Source organism: Dyadobacter sp. CY351, assembly GCF_021502625.1.
Lineage (GTDB): Bacteria > Bacteroidota > Bacteroidia > Cytophagales > Spirosomataceae > Dyadobacter > Dyadobacter chenhuakuii.
This window is the reverse complement of the sequence record NZ_JAKFFU010000011.1, coordinates 176,437-194,839: the sequence shown is the minus strand read 5'-3', so window position 1 is coordinate 194,839 and position 18,403 is coordinate 176,437. Positions and strand designations below refer to the sequence as shown.

Here is an 18,403-nt window from a genome sequence, read left to right as displayed (position 1 = left end):
TGCAGACGAGCGGTTTAATTGGTGATAGGAACCAATGCTTCTGTCTGGTCCCAGCTTAAAATCATGTTGACGCCGCCCGGTATATCTTCGAAGTAAATATTGAACAATTCCTGAACTGTCGGCCTGATCCTGATAGGCACTTCCACGCGCATCACATCTTTGCCATCATTATATTCCGTGCCCCACTGGCCGGTCTCCGAGTTAAGGATAATTTTCCAGGTGCTCTGCCCAGGGACCGAGTAAAGCGAATAAGTACCCGCTTTCACCGGCTTGCCGCCGATAGACAAGCCCTCGCCGAGTTCAATGAGTGTGGCTTCATTAGCGCCGGTGCGCCAGACTTTTCCGTAAGGCGCAAGTGCCTTATCTTGTTCCCTGCCAAAAAGCAGTCTTCCTTTCTTGCCTGGCTTACTATAAGTGACTTTTACACTTACACCATTGTTCGTTGTTTCTGCAACTGCTTCCGGGCTGAAAGATTTGGTATACTTTCTCATTCCAAAAAATCCAGCTAAAACAACAACGAGCACGCCGGCAACGATAAGGAGAATTTTTTTCATAGGATCAAGGGCAAACGATTTTATAAAAAGTGTACGTAACTGAAAGTCGTAAATAGTAGTAATTATCCTTTAAAGACGGGTCGCCTTGCTGAAATTTATCAGTCCCTATCGGATCCCCTCCCAAGTTATCAAGATAATCCGAATAAGTTTTTCTGGCTCCGTATTCGATGCCAATGTTCCAGGGACGCCTGATCTGATATTTGATCCCAACCCCATAAGGAAGCACAAACGAGCTGGTTTTGTAACCCACGCCTTGCGGATCAGGATTGAATTTGGTATACCCGATTCCTCCAAAAACATATGGACTCCAGTTCACAGCAAAACGCCGTTCCTGAAAATTAAGAAAGTTATATTCCGCAACGGCGCTTCCTTCAAAAATGCGCGATGTGAATGAAAAATTACGCGCTTGCTGAAAAGGATCCTTGCTATGCTTGTCCTCCGCGCCGATAATGCCGCCCATCAGTTCCGCCCGCAGAGACAATGCCTGGGAAGGATTATACCGAAAAAAAACGCTTCCGGCGGGTTTAAAAAAACGAAGCCTAACCGAAGGTGCAATGTCTCCCTTGTAATTCAATGCGCCTAACCCCGCTCCTATCTCGATTTTTTGCGCCATAACCGCATTCCCGGAGGCCACAAAAAAATAAATACCTGCCGCCAGATTAAGCAGCAAGTATTTTGCATTTATAAATTTTAAAGAAGACTTCAATGGATGCCTTAGTTATTTTAATGGAGGACATTTGATCTGCGATGGCAACATATAGTTGATATGGATCATACCAAAAAGATAGTTGTCCGTGTAAGTAGGGCTGTTTCCCCGGTCTGTGCCCGGCGATCCAAAGCCCGTGGTTGGCAATGCTGCTAAGGGATCATTGGTATCCAGCATGTAGTTAACCACAAGGAATTTTTTCAATGCCTCCGTGCGGTCAGCACCTTTTCTTGCAGCATAACGCTCTGTTGTCCTGTTACTTAGTGCAAGTGCAGTCGGATTGTCCGCAAACAATGCCGGGTCCGCATATTTTCCGTGCGCATCATCTAAGTAATCTGTAAATGTCTTACGGAAACCCAGTTCTGCCGAAATATCAAACTTAGAGTTGATCTTATAGCGAACGCCAATTCCTAATGGAATAGCAAATTGAACCAGCGAGTAAGGCTTATCATAACCTTCATTTCCCTGACCCTCAGTTCCCAATGGCTGTAATTTAACCCAGTCGCCATCCAGCGAATCAAGTGCTTTCGGGTTGTGGGCCGTAAGCGCTATCCCGGCAAACAGGTACGCTCCAAACTGCGGCCTTCTGTCGTAGCTTCTATTATCAGGTGTCAGTTTGAAAATACCCTGCACAGAAAATTCTTTCAGATCATTTCTGAAATGCAGGTTTCGGGCGTAAAAAATGTTGGATTCCTGTTTCTCGCTACGATTCATAATGTAATCGTCACCCGCGATACGCGCATAAATAAAGCTTGCTCTTGCACCCAGACGGGGCGTAAAATGGCGTGTGTAATTCCCGCCAATGCTCCAACGCATCATTTTAAATGTGGAAGCAAGTGGCCTTCTGTAAGGTGCGAAATCTCCAAAATAGCTAGAAGTCCCGAGCCCAAATCCGGCTGTTGAATACGGAACAAAAATGCCCCTGCTCTGCGCCTGGACATCCTGATTCATAAACAAAAGCCCACAAGTCAAGATAAACACCAATGCCCCGGACACTTTCTTTAATTCAGATTTTCTACGCATTTGTGAGATCAATTTTTTGCAAAAATAGAACAGTTGTTGGTTTTATTCAGGGTATATCACCATTTCAACGTATTTCCGAATGATTTATTTGTAACACGAAAATTTTTTAATGTTGCCAAAAATAAAACTTCATTATCATTGCAAATGGAAAAACAGCCTTTGCAATGATTTCAAGCACCAATCTTCACTTTTCTTACTCAGCCCAAAAGCAGTTCAGCTTCCCGGACATTCACTGCAAGGACAAGGAAACACTGCTGATATTGGGCCAGTCGGGTAAGGGAAAAACAACATTGCTGCACTTGCTGGCGCTGCTGCTGAAACCCGAATCGGGACAAATCCTGATCGCACAAAAGCCGGTAACAGCCCTTTCCCCGGAGGAAGTAATGAAGGTAAGAGCGAAAAATATCGGGATCATTTATCAGAAACCCCATTTTGTCAGCTCACTTTCGGTTCTGGAAAATATACTGCTTTCCAACTATCTGGCAGATCAAAAGGAAAACACACAAAAAGCCCGTATGCTGGCGGAAAAACTGGGGTTTGCGGAACATTTGAACAAAAAAACCAATCAACTCAGCCAGGGCGAGCAGCAGCGGGTTAGCATTGCCCGCGCACTCATGAACGAGCCAAATGTCATTCTTGCCGACGAACCTACGTCCAGCCTGGACGATAACAATACCCAAAAAGTAATCACATTATTAAAGGAACAATCCGCCTCCATAGGCGCAAGCCTGGTTGTGGTCACGCACGACCAGCGGTTGAAAGATGCGTTTTCCAACCAGGTCCACCTTTAATAGTGCCATTATCCTAATCCTGAACAGATGAATGTTGTCAAAATAAGTCTGGCCAACCTGAAAGAGAAAAAGCTGAACAGTTTTTTAAGTGCGCTTTTGCTTACGCTGGGAATTGGTATGATATCACTGCTTTTGCTGCTCAACAAACAACTGGACGAGCAGTTTCGCCGGAACATTCGCGGCATTGATATGGTGGTGGGAGCCAAAGGCAGCCCGTTGCAACTGATCCTGTCCAGCATTTACCAGATCGACGCGCCTACGGGCAATGTGCCGCTGGCCGAAGTGGATGCATTGCGTAAAAACCCTTTTGTTAAAACCGTGATTCCGCTTTCCATGGGCGACAGTTACCAGGGGTTCAGGATCGTGGGCACGACGCCAAAGTATATCGAGCATTTTCAGGCAAAACTGGCCAAGGGGCAGATTTATAATGCTTCGATGGAGGTTGCAATCGGCAGTAAGGTGGCGGCAATGTCACAGCTGAAAATCGGTGATACATTCGCCAGCTCGCATGGGCTCGATGGTGCGGGCGAGGCGCATAATGACAAGAAATACAAGGTTACAGGCATTTTCGAAACCACTGGCTCCGTTGTCGACCAGCTTATACTGACCAGATTATCAAGCGTTTGGGACGTTCATGCGCATGGAGAAGAAGGCGCTGCCAAACATGAGGAGCATGAAGAGCACGACGAAGCCGAAGCAGGCAGGCAAGTTACCAGCGCACTGATCCAATTCCGGAATCCAATGGGCTTAATGACCCTTCCGCGGCAGATCAACGAAAACACATCCATGCAGGCTGCATTACCCAGCATTGAAATAAACCGGCTTTTCTCGCTGCTGGGCGTGGGCATTGAAACACTCCGCGCATTAGCACTTATCATTATCAGCATTGCGGGGATCAGCGTTTTTATTTCGCTTTACAATTCACTGAAAGAACGAAAATACGAGATGGCGCTCATGCTTTCTATGGGCGCAACGCGTACAAGGCTATTCCTGATGCTATTGCTGGAAGGCTTAATGCTGGCCGTAATCGGCTATTTTTCAGGGATTATTCTGAGCCGCGTTGGGCTTTGGCTGTTTTCGAGAGCCGCAGAGCAAGATTTTCATTATTCGTTGCGGAAATTCACGATTCTGCCCGAAGAAATTTACCTGTTTTTTGCAGCCTTGCTGATCGGCTTCCTGGCCTCGGTGCTTCCCTCGCTGGGCATTTACCGGTTGAATATCTCCCGCACACTGGCAGAGGAATGATATTCTACTTAAATTTGTTTACTTAGTTAAATCCTAACCAAGACAAAATAAGGCGCAATGAAATCTGTAAGAATCATCATATTGCTTTTTTGCTTTACCTCTTTATTCGCATTTACGCCGGCTGTTAACCCGGTTAAGGTGACGTGGGAAACGTTGCGTGATGTGACTTTCAAAAAGAAGTGGTATGCCGAAGAATCCATTTATATGCTTCATCCTACGTTCGGGCCGAGCGTTCAGAAGTTGAAAAATCAGCAGGTTACTATTACGGGATACATTCTGCCTGTGGATCTGGATGCTAATTTATATGTGCTTTCCGCATTTCCTTTCAGTGCTTGCTTCTTCTGCGGAGGCGCTGGTCCTGAGACGGTTATGACTTTGAATTTCAAGAAAAAAGATGGCCGCAAGTTCAAAACGGATGAACGTCTGACCTTCGTAGGAACATTGAAACTGAATGCAGACGATATTTATCAGATGAATTACATCCTAGACGGCGCTGAAATCGCTGAGTAATCAGATCCCAATCAGCCGCCAGACGCCGGAAATGAAGAAAAGCACTAGTCCAACCGGCGTTAAGACTTTCCAACCCAGATACATAAGCTGATCCACACGCAGTCGGGGAAGCGTCCAGCGTGCCCACATTTGAATTAAAATTCCAAAAATCGCTTTGCCCAGCAGCCAGAATATGCCTGTAATGTAACCAAACCAGGTTCCGGGTTCTCCACTGGTCCAGTTGGCCAGCTTCAACGGGCCAATGTTGGGGAAAGGCGTATTCCAGCTTCCCAAGAACAAAATAGCGCCTAACAGACACACCAGGAGCATCATTCCATACTCCGAAAGCATGAAAAGTGCCCAGCGCATGCCTGAGTATTCGGTGTGAAATCCGGCAACCAGCTCCGATTCACCTTCCGGCAAGTCAAAAGGTGCGCGGTTACATTCTGCCAATGAGGCTATAAAGAAGACAATGTATGCCAATAGTAAAAAGGGGTTCCGGACAATGTTCCAGGACAAAAATCCACCTACATTCGTCACATCAATGCCCAGGTCTTTTATGCCAAATAAATAAACAGGCTCATTGGAATAAATGCCTTGCTGAAAACTGATAATCTGTAAATCCAAGGTCTGCGAAAGCATTACCACGCACAAAATGGATAACCCGAGTGGAATTTCATAGGAGATGATCTGCGCAACCGCACGCATCGCACCGAACAGCGCAAACTTGTTATTAGAACCCCATCCGGCCATTAAAAGCCCTATAACGTCCACGGAAACAATGGTCAGCAAGAAAAACACGCCAACCGATGCCCCCGAGCCGGCCAGGTCAGGCGCCAGCGGAACAACTGCAAAACCAGCAAAAACGGAAACAAAAATGACAAACGGGGCGAGAAGAAAAAGACGCCTGTCCGCGGCTTTTGGAACGATATCCTCCTTTTGAAGGAGTTTGAGCAAATCGGCGAAAAGTTGAAGCAAGCCCCATTTACCTACTTCCATCGGACCCATCCTATCCTGAATAAATGCAGAAACCTTGCGCTCCAGATAGACGCCGATAACCACAAAACCAGGCACAAGAAGAAGAAAAATGATGAGTGTAAACGGTATCAACGGTGTTTCGGGATCTTAGTGACTGCCAAAAGTAAACAAAAAACTTACTCTACTTCGTCTGGTTCACCGTTATATCCCGATTCCTGCAAAATCTGTGCAGCGTTTTCCATTCCCATCAATTCGGAAAGGGTTACGCCCGGATTTTCGGCCCTGAAACGGTTTACGATCCGCCAGCCCACCCAACGCGCAATGGCGCCCGGCACCTTTTGCCCGATTTCGGTTGTGAATGGTCGTTCTTCAATAAACTTCTTTTTTTTCATCTCCGCCGACTCGTACAGCAATTTTCCAGCAATAAAATAAGCCCATATCTGCTGCTGGCTCGCATCTGTTCTGCGCAAATTGTCGGCCGAATATCCAATGATCAGGCTATCCGCAGCAGTCGGCATGATTTGCTTTACAAATGCATAACCCTTACCATAACCGATCATATCCGCGAGCAATGTCTTATCGGTAGGATCAATTTTGTTGAAACGGTTGGATTCGAAAAAGACGATAGAAGGAACAATGTATTCTTTCTGGTATCTGCGCAGCTGATAGTCAAATACATCCGGACGATACATGGCGTCTGGCCCGCCGAAATAATCCAACCCGATAATGATCAGTGAATCGGTAATATATAGGTCTGTCCCTGTGAAGCCTGTTACCAAAAACTGCACTTTGGGTGCTTGGAAGGCTGGATAATGATATTTTATTTGCTTAAATGCTTCCGCCAGCGGGTCAAAAATGTTGTGTTTACGGTCGCCTATGAGGCTATCGAGCTGGCTGCGAAATGCTTGAAAATCAGGGTTTTGTGAAATATTGAATAAACGCGTTGCCAGCTGTTGGGGATCCATTTGTGAACTCGCAAAATATTCCTTTGCCAGATATGGACGCGCGTCGAGAAAATTTTCCACATCTTTAACCGATTTGCAGGCAAAAAGTGCCTGATCCAGATTTTCGGACTGAACATTGACAACGGCCTCACTCGTGTCGGATTCGAGGCGCTTATCTTTATTACAGGAAATAAAAGAAACAGAAATCAGGAAGCAAAAGAGAGCAAATCTCGATAGGAACATAGCCTTAATATCAAATGACGGATAACGATTCAAAATTAGAAAAAAAACAAATAAGCATTCTGGGATGCGGCTGGTTAGGTTTTCCATTAGCTCAACGCTTACTAAGCCTGCATAGTACGTGGGAAATCAGTGGCAGCACCACTACAATGCCAAAAATGAACGCATTCGTGCAAAAAGGAATCTCGGCCCATTTGATTCCGATGAATCCTGACTTCATATCCAAAGAGGGTCTGGATACATTTTTCGACGTTGATACGCTTCTGATCTCGTTACCGCCGCGCCTGACGAAGAATGAACCAGGATTTTATGTAAAACAGATCAAAGCAGTCATTCAGGAGATTAATCAGTCGAGAATCCGCGACATTATTTTCATTAGCTCAACGGGCATTTATCCCGAGCTGAACCGGATTGTAGTTGAAAATGATGTAAAAACACCTGAGGAATCGGAATCTCCGGAAATGGTTGCGGCGGAAAATCTGTTAACTTCCTTACGTCCCGACCGTAATGTTACCATTCTCAGGCTGGGAGGCTTACTAGGCTATAACCGCATTCCAGGGAAATATGTGCAGGGTAAAAAAGATATGACAACCGGCTCAATTCCTGTTAATTACATACATAGGGATGATGCTGTGGGAATTATAACGATCATTCTCGAAAACGGCATCATGAACGAAACATTCAACATTGTATCGCCGATCCACACAACGCGCCGTGAAGTTTATGAAACTTCCTCCGCACAATTCGGGTGGGAAGCACCCACATTTATCGAGCCAGTCGAAAAGCCCGATTTCAAAGTTATATCAGGTGAAAAATTGGATAAGCATTATAAATACGACTTCAAATTTCCCGATCCGTTACAGTTTTATTATAGTCTGGAAGATGTTGGCGCATAAAAAAAATCCGCAAGACAGATCTTGCGGATTTTTAACTACATCTAATCTATTATTATTGAGCGCCCAGCAATTCAGTAAGCTTGCTTTCCAATGCTGGTCCGCGTAAGTTCTTGGCGATGATTTTCCCGTCCTTATCAATCAGGAAGGTGGCTGGAATGGCATTCACGCCATAAGTTTGCGCAACGCCGGAATTCCATTTTTTCAATTCCGATCCGTGCAGCCATTTCAGCTTATCGCGCTCAATGGCCGTTTTCCAGGCTTTTTCGTTATCATCCAGTGAAACGCCGTAAATATCAAACCCTTTGTCCTTGAACTTGTCATACATGCGTACAACATTCGGATTTTCCATCCGGCAAGGTCCGCACCAGGATGCCCAGAAGTCGATTAAGACAAACTTTCCGCGAAGTGAGGACAATGCAACCGGCTTTCCGTCAGGGCTATTCAGTGTAAAATCAGGCGCTTGCTGTCCGACTGAAACGCCCGCAATTCTTTTTATCTGACCAATAAAACCTTTCGCTAATGTCGGTGTCGGCGTTACTTTTTCGTAGTCGTCGGCCAGTTTTTTAAGCATTTCAAGATCATTATCCGGACTTAAAAAATTATTAGCCGTAAAAAGGGCGACTAATGATGTGCCCATTTCAGGAAGCAATTTCTTAATTACATCCAGCCTTTCCTTATCCGCGCCAGCAAATGCCTGTTGCACTTCCTGGATTTTCTTAGCGTCTTTTTTCTCCTCAGCCTTTGCATATTCCTCGTTCCAACCCGTCACTTTGGCCGCGAAAGACCGCATAAGCTTGTCTATCTGACCATAGTATTCCATGTTTTTTGATCCGGAAATATCTGCGTTGCCACCATTTCCCTTTTCGTCCCTTGCAGTTCCGTCGGCAACAACATTGAATGTCTCACCACCTTCCACCAGCAAAATCACCTTCTGACGATCCGCAATGTTCAACGAAAAGAAACTTCCGCGATCATTCTCAACTCCTTTAATAGCAAATGTCCCGTCGGCCGCAAGCTGGGTAGAATCCAGCTTGATTGATGATCCGCCCGCCGTGGTTCGCAGCAATGTTACTTTCTCTCCTTTCGCGCCATTCTTCACTTTACCGTTAACCGAGAAATCCTTGGGTGCAAGTTGCTGTGCCTGAGATTGAAGGCTCAAAAAAGCTAGACTAAATATGAAAATACTTTGCTTGACTATTCCTTTCATAACCTTCTATATTGTTTTTGTTAGGCTTGGCTATCAGAGTTTTGCGTTGAGCAACTGGCTTACCAGCTTAGGATCAGCAGTGTTATTTGATTTTTTCATGACTTCTCCCACAAATAGACCCAGTAACCCCTTTTTTCCTTTTCGATAAGCTGCAACCTTATCCGGCATTGCGTCAATAACCTCATTTACCAACGTTTCAAGCTCGTTTGTATTGCTGTTCTGAATCCAGTTATTTGACGACGCGATCTCTTTCGGATCACGTTGCGGCTCAGCCAGAAGCACCGGGAATATTTTTTGCGTAGCCACCGAATTACTCACCACATCCGCCTCACTCAGGTCGATCAATGCAGCCAGATTTTCGGGACTGATCGGGAAACGGTCGATGTTGCCTTCGTGATCATTCAAATACGATTTCACAGGTCCCATCAACCAGTTCGAAGCAGCTTTATAGGCGTTTGTTTTGGCACAAACTGCTTCGAAGTAAGCAGCAATTTCGCGCGTATCCGTAAGTACAGCCGCATCGTAAGCCGGAATTCCATATTGATGCGTAAATTTCTCACGCAGCTCGTGCGGCAATGCGGGCATATCGGCTTTAATGCTTTCAAGCCATTCATCAGAAACAACAACCGGACTGAGGTCAGGATCAGGGAAATAGCGATAATCGTTCATCGTTTCCTTCACGCGCATGCCGTACGTCTGCCCGCTTTCCACATCAAACATCCGCGTTTCCTGCTGGATCGCCTGCTCATTTTCGAGCATAGCAACTTGTCTCTTTTCTTCAAAACTAATGGCCCGCATCATGTTACGGATCGAGTTCATGTTCTTGATCTCCACCTTCGTGCCGAGTTTTTCAGCTCCTTTTTTCCTGAGGGAAACATTGACATCGCAACGCAGCGAGCCTTCTTCCATATTGCCATCGCTAATGTGCAGATAGCGCACAAGCCGGCGGATTTCGGTAACAAATGCTCCTGTTTCTTCCGCAGACCGCAGATCGGGCTCGGAAACCATTTCAACCAAAGGCGTCCCGGCGCGGTTATAATCCAGCAATGTTTCGGTAACACTGCCATCGTGCACCGATTTTCCGGCGTCCTCTTCCAAATGTATGTGATGGAAGTGGATCACTTTTTCGGTCATTTTTCCTTCCGCGTTTTTCGTGGAAATCGTCACACCGCCATTTTCGCAGATCGGCTTCTTGTCCTGAGAGATCTGGTAACCTTTCGGCAGATCAGGATAAAAGTAATTCTTGCGGTCAAAAATCGTCCTTTTACTGATAGAACAGCCACAAGCCAGTCCTAAACGGACCGCATATTCAACTGCTTTCTTATTGATTTTGGGCAATGTCCCTGGTAATGCAAGCGTAAGCGGGCCAATGTTTGTATTAGGATCAGCCCCGAAAAGGTTTCTGTCCTGCGCAAAAAGTTTGGATTCCGTCAGGAGCTGACAATGCACTTCGAGTCCGATTACAGTTTCATACCGGGCCAGAAGTTCATCCGTGATGTCAGCCGGTTGCAGTGCGTTTTGAGTCATATTATAATAAAATGCGTTCGCAAAGATACGAATACGGGCCGTCCATAGCATGAACGGCCCGTATTTTCTAATATTGATAACCCTATATTACAAAGAGTTGATCCAGTTGGCAATCACAACGATATCACCTTTTGGAACGTGTGCCATAGGCGCCATCGGCGGGTAACCAGGCCAGTGTTCCGGTTTTGGACTGTGAACCAGCTCTACAATTTGATCAGAAGTATATTTTTTCTTGGCAACATCCGCATAAGCCGGCCCGATCACTTTGTCATAAGGCTGGTGGCAGGCAAGACAAGCATGTTTGTTAAGCAATGCCGAAACGTCTGCCGGAACAGGCTTGCGTTTCGCAGGTGCCGCCGTGGGAGCTGCCGCTGCATCCGGATTAGTAGCAGCCGCTGCCGCACCTCCCTGACCAATTGCCGCGTCGCCAGAACCAGCATTTGCTGAATCACCGGCTGCCGGTGCCGCTGCTCCTTGTCCGGAAGCTGCCGCCGCAGGCGCTGGGGCAGGCTGATTTCTCCTTTCATTCTGCAAAGCTACAAGCGCCGTTTCTTCTCTGGATTTGCTGCCAGATCCGTAATAATGATCATATTTATCTTTGTCTTCCTGTGAAGAGCAACCAATGAAGAACGAAACCGCCAGAGCTATAAGCGCTAATGGGGTACTTTTTTTAAGAGTCATTGTTTTTAAATTAAGAATTTCCGCCAGAATAAGGATTTGCAAACTAACTGCACACGAAGAAAGTAAGTTTGCATTAGATTTCCTTCAAATTTAATGCAGAAATTGAAACGAGGCAGATTATAAGCACAACTTATTTATTTGTACACCAAGACCTTAATGAAGACCGGGCAGAATAAAAATTTTCAAAAAATATACTAAATTTATTAGAGAGCATTGTGAATAAAAGTAAATGTTCTTACTTTTGCAGTCCTATTTGTAAAAACGATGTAAAGCAATGGCTAAGAAAGGTAATAGAGTACAGGTTATATTGGAATGCACAGAACAAAAAGATAGTGGTGTTCCTGGAATGTCACGTTATGTGACTACAAAGAATCGGAAAAATACGCCTGGCCGTATGGAATTGAAAAAATTCAATTCATTCCTGAGACGCTATACAGTCCACAAAGAAATTAAATAAGTTTTTTAACTTTAAAAGATATACAGACATGGCAAAGAAAGTAGTTGCTACCCTGAAAAAAGAAGGCGGTAAAGCATTCGCCAAGGTTATTAAGGCTGTAAAATCTCCAAAAACAGGAGCTTATACCTTTAAAGAAGAAATCGTTCCTTTGGACGGTGTTCAAGGCGCCCTAAAGAACTAGACTGACATTGATTGCAATCGTCCCACTTAGCGAACCGAGCCGCCGGGCGGTCGATGTGCGATATCAAGTTTACAAAAAGTCCCTTTTGGGACTTTTTTTGTTTTATTTTTGAGCACACTTACACAAATACAGAACTTACCCCAATCACACCATATGAGCTTATTTGGTTTTTTTTCAAAAGAGAAAAAAGAAACATTGGACAAAGGCCTGGAAAAAACCAAAGACAGTTTCTTTGGTAAACTATCCCGCGCCATTGTTGGTAAAACCACAATTGACGAAGATGTTCTGGACGAGCTGGAAGACATCCTGGTAAGTTCGGATGTAGGCGTTGAGACCACTGTAAAAGTCATTAAGCGGATTGAGGAGCGGGTTGCGAGAGACAAATATGCCACCACGGCCGAACTGGACGGCATTCTGCGTGAAGAAATCGCAGCATTATTGACAGAAAATAAATCCGTAGACTTTCACGACAGCTTCGAAACAAAGCATTTGCCCAAGCCTTATGTCATTATGGTTGTTGGTGTGAATGGTGTGGGAAAAACGACAACGATCGGAAAGCTTGCGCATCAGTTTCACCAACATGGTCATAAAGTTGTACTTGGTGCCGCCGATACATTTCGTGCTGCGGCCGTGGAACAGCTCAAACTGTGGGGAAAACGCGTTGACGTTCCGGTAATCGACCACGGCATGAACACCGATCCTTCCGCAGTGGCATATGACGCATTGAAAAAAGGAATGGAAACAGGCGCCGACGTGATCATTATCGACACGGCCGGACGTTTACATACAAAAGTGAACCTCATGAACGAGCTTTCAAAGATCAAGCGCGTCATGCAAAAGATCATCCCCGATTCACCTCACGAAGTCCTGCTCGTTCTTGACGGCAGCACAGGCCAGAATGCTGTAATCCAAGCCAGGGAATTCACCAAGGTCACAGAAATCACCGCCTTAGCCATCACAAAACTGGACGGAACAGCCAAAGGCGGCGTCGTAATCGGCATTTCCGACGAGTTCAAAATCCCCGTCAAATACATAGGAGTAGGAGAAAAAATGGACGACCTGCAAGTTTTCGACCGGGCAGAGTTTGTGGATTCTTTGTTTAAGAAGATTGGCTAAGCGATCTGATTTTTACCGAACTTTGCACCCCGTTTCGCCGTTCGTTATCAGTCACTTTCATGTGACGTCTGCATTTTTATTATCACTTAAAGCTAAAAGCCTGGCGCTGATAGCTAACTCTAATGAAAACCAAAGGAATAGTTAAGAATAAAGTCAATATTGTAACGCTGGGTTGTTCTAAAAACCTGGTGGATTCAGAGGTGCTTTATACGCAGCTCAAAGGAAACGGATTCGCCGTTGATCATGAGTCGAAAAAGGATGATTCCCAGATTGTTGTGATTAACACCTGTGGATTTATCGATAATGCTAAGGAGGAATCCATCAACACAATCCTGCGCTATGCCGATGCAAAAGCAGCCGGAATGGTGGATAAAGTTTATGTTACGGGCTGTTTATCACACAGATACAAAGATGAGCTTTCCGTGGAAATCCCAACAGTAGACGCCTGGTTCGGGACCAATGAGCTGCCACGGTTGCTCAAAACGCTGAAAGCCGATTACAAGCATGAACTGGTAGGTGAGCGTTTGCTAACCACGCCTACACATTACGCCTACCTAAAAATTGCCGAGGGTTGCGATCGCCCCTGCAGTTTTTGTGCAATTCCCATTATGCGCGGCGGTCACGTTTCCCGCTCGATTGAAGAGCTTGTTAAGGAAGCAAAATCACTGGCTAAACGTGGCACGAAAGAACTGATCCTCATTGCCCAGGACCTGACTTACTACGGTCTTGATATTTATAAAAAAAGAAACCTTTCCGACCTGCTGGCTCAACTTTCCGATGTGGAAGGCATTGAGTGGATCAGGTTGCAATATGCTTACCCGGCCGGATTTCCGATGGACATTCTGGATATCATGAATGAGCGCAGCAACATCTGTAAATATCTCGATATGCCGCTCCAAACAGGCTCGACAGAGATTTTGAAATCAATGCGTCGCGGGATAACCAGAGAAAAAACGGAAGCATTGATCGAAACGATCCGTGCCAAAGTGCCTGACATTACATTAAGGACCACATTGATCGTAGGCCATCCGGGCGAAACGGAAGCGCTATTTGACGAAACCTACGATTTTGTTGAAAAAATGCGTTTCGACCGTTTGGGAGCATTTCAATATTCCCACGAAGACAATACACATTCCTACACGCTGCCCGACGACATTCCTGCCGAAATCAAACAGGAACGTGCGGATGCCATTATGGAGCTGCAACAAGGCATTTCGTATGAACTGAACCAGAAAAAAATCGGCAATACTTACAAAGTCCTTTTCGATCGCAAAGAAGGCGGGCATTTTATTGGCCGCACGGAATTCGACTCGCCTGAGGTTGATAATGAAGTACTTGTGCCAGCCAGTCAGTATGTTCGGTTAGGGGATTTTGCCAATGTTAATATTACATCCGCGGAGGAATTTGATCTTTACGGGACGGTTATTTCCTGATAACGCTTTCCCACTCATTTGTCTTTATTACATTTGCGGCTTATTCGAGAAAAGCTCAATTTAAAAAATATGTTACAAAGAATTCAGACCGTTTTTTTAGCCCTTACCGTAATCGGAATGGGTATATTTCTTGCGTTTCCAATCTGGTCAAAAGTTTCGATAGCTGGCGAGGAAAGAGCGGATTTAACTGCGATCAAACTGACACACCAAATCAGCGCCGTGCAGTCTAACATTACACCCGTTTATTACCTCATCATTCTGGCTATTCTGGTTGCCGGAGTCGCAGCTTATGCCATACTGCAATATAAAAACAGGGTTTTACAATCCGCCCTTTGCGCAGTAAACTCCATTTTGATGACTATCATCATGGGGTTGATAATCTATTTCACCTTTTACAAAACCGCAAAGCTCTTCGATCCAAATCTTCCTGGAAACTACGAAATAGGGTTTTATGGGCTGGTAGGGTCCATGCTGGCGAATGTTTTCGCGAATCGGTTCATTAGAAAGGACGAGCGGGAAGTGCAGCAGTCGAAGCGGTTTAGGTAATGTAACATCTGTCTTGTCAGCCTGAGCGGAGACGAAGGCACGCCACCAAGCCAGTAACGCGCCTTCGTCTCCGCTCAGGCTGACAGGGCATTTAGGAGCCTACACCAACCCCTCTCGCAACAGATCATGCAGATGCACGAAGCCTAAAATTGCGTCGTCCTCCACAACCACGACCTGCGTGATGCTGCGGGTTTGCATGAGTTCCAGCGCCTTCACTGCGTATTCATCAGGGGAAACTGAAATGGGCGACTTGCTCATGATATCCCGCGCTTTCAGATGCAGAATGTTACCGCCGTCGTGTTGCTCCAACATTCGGCGTAAATCTCCGTCTGTAATGATGCCGGCCATTTTGCCGTTGGCGTTGTTGACTGCCGTTGCGCCAAGCCTTTTAGAAGTCATTTCCAGTATAATTTCCTGCAAGCCAGCATTTTCCGAAACCAGTGGCAGTGCATTATGCGGATAGATGTCGCAGATTTTCAGGTACAGCCTTTTACCCAATGCACCGCCCGGATGAAATTTGGCAAAATCATCGTGTGTAAAACCCCTGGCTTCCAGTAAACAAATCGCTAATGCATCGCCCAAAGCCATTGTCACGGAAGTGCTGGTTGTAGGCGCAAGATTCAGGGGATCAGCCTCTTCGGGGGCGTAGGCATGCAGGATGTGATCCGCGTTTTTGGCCAGGTAGGATTCTTTGTTGCTTACCATGGCGATCATGGTTACGCCGGTGCGTTTCAAAAGGGGGATAAGCACCTTGATTTCGGCAGTGTCGCCACTCCGGGAAATGACGATGACCACGTCGTTATCCTGGATCATACCCAGGTCACCATGAATGGCGTCCGCCGCGTGCATGAAGAGTGCGGGCGTTCCGGTGGAGTTTAAAGTAGCAACTATTTTTTGCCCCACAATAGCGCTTTTGCCTACTCCTGACACAACCACGCGACCTCCGCAGTTGATAATGGCATATACGCAGTTTTCAAATTTTTCATCAATCAATCCGATCAGATTATGCAATGCTTCCGCCTCTTGCCGTAATACTTCTTTTGCTATTGACTGAATATTTTTTATTAATTTCAAATCTGAAACACAGTTTTATTGGGAACCAATGGGATTTTTAATTTCAAAAGCAAAGATATAGAAGTTTGGGATAACCATTTTGTTAACAGAGTATGGTAAATAATGTTGATGCCGTCGTTTTAGACACGTTAAAAGAAAGACTAAAAGAAATTTTTGGGTACAGTCAATTCCGGGGTGAGCAAGAAGTTATCATTCAAAACATCCTGCTTGGTAAGAATACTTTTGTAATCATGCCAACCGGAGCTGGAAAATCGCTTTGCTATCAATTGCCTGCTCTTGTCAGCGATGGTCTTACAATCGTTATATCGCCGCTTATTGCACTAATGAAGAATCAGGTCGACCAGTTGACTGCTTTTGGCGTTAATGCACAGTTTCTCAACTCTACGCTTACCAAATCTGAAATTACGCGGGTAAAAAGTGATGCGCTGGACGGAAGCCTTAAACTGCTATACATTGCTCCTGAGTCACTTACGAAAGAAGACAACCTGGATTTCCTTAAAAAAGTAAAAATATCGTTTGTTGCCATTGATGAGGCACATTGTATTTCGGAATGGGGACACGATTTCAGGCCGGAATACCGCCGCATTTACGGGATTATTGAAAATATTGGCAACCTCCCCATTATTGCGCTTACAGCCACTGCAACCCCAAAAGTGCAGCAGGACATTCGTAAAAATCTCCAAATGGAGGAGGCGGAAACATTCAAATCTTCATTTAACCGGAAAAATCTTTACTACGAAATCCGTCCGAAAAAGGATGTTAAAAAACAGCTGATCCGCTACGTCCGTAACAATAAAGGCAAATCCGGAATTGTGTATTGCCTGAGCAGAAAGACGGTGGAGGAAGTGGCTGAACTGCTTCGCGTTAACGACGTTCGTGCATTACCGTATCATGCCGGATTAGACAGCAACACGCGCATGGCCAACCAGGATGCGTTTCTGAATGAAGAGGCGGACGTGATCGTGGCAACCATTGCATTCGGAATGGGAATTGACAAGCCGGATGTTCGTTTTGTGATACATTATGACGTTCCTAAGTCGCTGGAAGGTTACTACCAGGAAACCGGCCGGGCAGGACGCGATGGCCTGGAAGGAAATTGCCTCATGTTTTACAGCTATGAGGACATTCAAAAGCTTGAAAAATTCAATAAAGATAAAACCGTCACAGAAAGGGATAATGCACGCCATTTGCTGAATGAAATGGTTGCCTACTCCACATTAGGCGTTTGCCGCAGAAGGCAGCTTTTGAGTTATTTTGGTGAATATCTTGAAAAAGATTGCGGTTTTTGTGATAACTGTATCAAGTCAACGGAGAAGACAAAGGTTCAGGACGGTGTAATTCTCGTTCTGAGAGCCGTTCAGCTGACTGAGCAGCGGTTCGACTGCGAGCACATTGCGGACGTCCTGACGGCTACTGAAAACCAATATGTTAAAAGCTACGAGCACGATCAGCTTGATGTGTATGGCAAGGGCTTGGAAATCAGTGAATCGAGAGAATACTGGATCTCGACCATTCGTCAGCTTGTAATTTTTAATTATCTCGAAAAAGACGTTGAAAATTACGGGGTGATCAAACTGGGTGAAAAAGGTGCAAATTACCTGAATGATCCCTATCCGGTTACGCTTCATAAAGACCATAATTTTGATGAGGAGGAAATAAAACCGGAGGATGATGACAAGGATGCGGCTGCCGGAGGCGGAAGTGCGCATGCCTATGATGAAGCACTTCTGGGAATGCTGAAAGCGCTCCGGAAAAAGGTTGCTAAGGAGAAAAATCTGCCTCCTTACGTTATTTTCCAGGATCCGTCGCTGGAAGAAATGGCAACGACTTATCCGACTACCCAGCAGGAAATGGCGCAGATCAATGGCGTCGGGATGGGTAAGGTGCAAAAATTCGGCCGTCAGTTCCTGGACCTGATCACCCGGTATGTTGAAGAAAATGAGATTGAGACAGCAAAAGATGTCGTTATTAAGTCGACTGTCAATAAATCTAAAATCAAAATATTTATCATCCAGCAAGTCGACCGTAAGGTAAGCCTGGATGAAATCGCAGAAGTTAAAGACCTAGCCCTTGCGGATGTTATCGAAGAAGTTGAACATATCTGCTACTCCGGAACAAAGCTGAATCTTGATTACTATATCAATCAGGTGATTGACCGGGAAAGACAGCAAGATATATATGACTATTTCATGACTGCTGAAACGGACAATATAGCCGCGGCATTGGGAGAATTTGCCAATGACGAGATCAGCGAAGAAGAATTACGGCTTATGCGAATCAAGTTTTTGTCAGAACTGGCGAATTAACGGGCTGGA

The 18,403-nt window shown here is 45.4% G+C and carries 19 protein-coding genes; 10 read left to right on the top strand and 9 right to left on the bottom strand.

The window, feature by feature from the left end:
* Nucleotides 1–14: 14 nt before the first annotated feature.
* From L0660_RS19930 to L0660_RS19920, 3 genes are read right to left on the bottom strand one after another with little or no spacing between them, the layout of a single operon-like run.
* Nucleotides 15–554, bottom strand: a complete 540-nt coding sequence (locus L0660_RS19930; protein ID WP_235161053.1) for a DUF2911 domain-containing protein — start codon at nt 552–554, stop codon at nt 15–17.
* Nucleotides 555–558: 4 nt separating this feature from the next.
* Nucleotides 559–1,260 carry a DUF6089 family protein gene (locus tag L0660_RS19925; protein WP_233799057.1) on the bottom strand — a complete coding sequence of 234 codons (702 nt, stop codon included), beginning with the start codon at nt 1,258–1,260 and terminating at the stop codon, nt 559–561.
* A 12-nt stretch (nt 1,261–1,272) separates the two neighbouring features.
* Nucleotides 1,273–2,283, bottom strand: a complete 1,011-nt coding sequence (locus tag L0660_RS19920; protein ID WP_235161051.1) for a hypothetical protein — start codon at nt 2,281–2,283, stop codon at nt 1,273–1,275.
* A 164-nt stretch (nt 2,284–2,447) separates the two neighbouring features.
* On the opposite strand from L0660_RS19920, the gene L0660_RS19915 reads away from it, so the two are divergent.
* From L0660_RS19915 to L0660_RS19905, 3 genes are read left to right on the top strand one after another with little or no spacing between them, the layout of a single operon-like run.
* Complete coding sequence (locus L0660_RS19915; protein ID WP_235161045.1) at nt 2,448–3,074, top strand: ABC transporter ATP-binding protein; 627 nt, start codon at nt 2,448–2,450, stop codon at nt 3,072–3,074.
* A 27-nt stretch (nt 3,075–3,101) separates the two neighbouring features.
* On the top strand, nt 3,102–4,319 hold the full coding sequence (locus L0660_RS19910) for an FtsX-like permease family protein (RefSeq protein ID WP_233799060.1): 1,218 nt from the start codon (nt 3,102–3,104) through the stop codon (nt 4,317–4,319).
* Nucleotides 4,320–4,376: 57 nt separating this feature from the next.
* Nucleotides 4,377–4,829, top strand: coding sequence for a DUF3299 domain-containing protein (locus tag L0660_RS19905; RefSeq protein ID WP_233799061.1), 453 nt, complete (start codon nt 4,377–4,379; stop codon nt 4,827–4,829).
* Here L0660_RS19905 and L0660_RS19900 read toward each other — a convergent pair whose 3' ends face one another.
* Together L0660_RS19900 and L0660_RS19895 are read right to left on the bottom strand one after the other, a co-directional pair.
* Nucleotides 4,830–5,915 carry a complex I subunit 1 family protein gene (locus L0660_RS19900; protein ID WP_235161140.1) on the bottom strand — a complete coding sequence of 362 codons (1,086 nt, stop codon included), beginning with the start codon at nt 5,913–5,915 and terminating at the stop codon, nt 4,830–4,832. It abuts the gene before it with no gap.
* Nucleotides 5,916–5,962: 47 nt separating this feature from the next.
* The gene (locus L0660_RS19895; protein ID WP_235161043.1) at nt 5,963–6,973 is read right to left on the bottom strand and encodes a gliding motility protein; all 1,011 of its coding nucleotides are present in this window, start codon (nt 6,971–6,973) and stop codon (nt 5,963–5,965) included.
* Between the two features lie 14 nt (nt 6,974–6,987).
* Between L0660_RS19895 and L0660_RS19890 the strand changes: the two genes are divergently transcribed.
* On the top strand, nt 6,988–7,866 hold the full coding sequence (locus L0660_RS19890; RefSeq protein WP_235161041.1) for an NAD-dependent dehydratase: 879 nt from the start codon (nt 6,988–6,990) through the stop codon (nt 7,864–7,866).
* A 52-nt stretch (nt 7,867–7,918) separates the two neighbouring features.
* Here the strand turns inward: L0660_RS19890 and L0660_RS19885 are convergent, their stop codons facing one another.
* The 3 genes from L0660_RS19885 to L0660_RS19875 form a co-directional block, all read right to left on the bottom strand.
* Complete coding sequence (locus tag L0660_RS19885) at nt 7,919–9,073, bottom strand: peroxiredoxin (protein ID WP_233799064.1); 1,155 nt, start codon at nt 9,071–9,073, stop codon at nt 7,919–7,921.
* A 33-nt stretch (nt 9,074–9,106) separates the two neighbouring features.
* The gene (gene gatB / locus L0660_RS19880) at nt 9,107–10,600 is read right to left on the bottom strand and encodes an Asp-tRNA(Asn)/Glu-tRNA(Gln) amidotransferase subunit GatB (RefSeq protein ID WP_235161039.1); all 1,494 of its coding nucleotides are present in this window, start codon (nt 10,598–10,600) and stop codon (nt 9,107–9,109) included.
* An 87-nt stretch (nt 10,601–10,687) separates the two neighbouring features.
* On the bottom strand, nt 10,688–11,281 hold the full coding sequence (locus L0660_RS19875; protein WP_233799066.1) for a hypothetical protein: 594 nt from the start codon (nt 11,279–11,281) through the stop codon (nt 10,688–10,690).
* A 274-nt stretch (nt 11,282–11,555) separates the two neighbouring features.
* Here L0660_RS19875 and rpmG point away from each other — a divergent pair, with 274 nt between their 5' ends.
* The 5 genes from rpmG (at nt 11,556) to L0660_RS19850 (ending at nt 15,014) form a co-directional block, all read left to right on the top strand.
* On the top strand, nt 11,556–11,738 hold the full coding sequence (rpmG, locus tag L0660_RS19870) for a 50S ribosomal protein L33 (protein WP_026632037.1): 183 nt from the start codon (nt 11,556–11,558) through the stop codon (nt 11,736–11,738).
* Nucleotides 11,739–11,766: 28 nt separating this feature from the next.
* Nucleotides 11,767–11,919, top strand: a complete 153-nt coding sequence (locus L0660_RS19865; protein WP_015813059.1) for a DUF4295 domain-containing protein — start codon at nt 11,767–11,769, stop codon at nt 11,917–11,919.
* Nucleotides 11,920–12,072: 153 nt separating this feature from the next.
* Nucleotides 12,073–13,035, top strand: a complete 963-nt coding sequence (ftsY, locus tag L0660_RS19860; RefSeq protein ID WP_235161038.1) for a signal recognition particle-docking protein FtsY — start codon at nt 12,073–12,075, stop codon at nt 13,033–13,035.
* A 122-nt stretch (nt 13,036–13,157) separates the two neighbouring features.
* Nucleotides 13,158–14,468, top strand: coding sequence for a 30S ribosomal protein S12 methylthiotransferase RimO (gene rimO, locus L0660_RS19855; protein WP_235161034.1), 1,311 nt, complete (start codon nt 13,158–13,160; stop codon nt 14,466–14,468).
* A gap of 69 nt (nt 14,469–14,537) precedes the next feature.
* Entirely contained in the window at nt 14,538–15,014 is a 477-nt protein-coding gene (locus L0660_RS19850) for a DUF4293 domain-containing protein (RefSeq protein ID WP_235161033.1), read from the top strand.
* Between the two features lie 99 nt (nt 15,015–15,113).
* Here L0660_RS19850 and L0660_RS19845 read toward each other — a convergent pair whose 3' ends face one another.
* On the bottom strand, nt 15,114–16,088 hold the full coding sequence (locus L0660_RS19845; protein WP_235161031.1) for an SIS domain-containing protein: 975 nt from the start codon (nt 16,086–16,088) through the stop codon (nt 15,114–15,116).
* Nucleotides 16,089–16,180: 92 nt separating this feature from the next.
* Between L0660_RS19845 and recQ the strand changes: the two genes are divergently transcribed.
* Complete coding sequence (gene recQ, locus L0660_RS19840; RefSeq protein WP_233799073.1) at nt 16,181–18,394, top strand: DNA helicase RecQ; 2,214 nt, start codon at nt 16,181–16,183, stop codon at nt 18,392–18,394.
* Nucleotides 18,395–18,403: the final 9 nt, after the last annotated feature.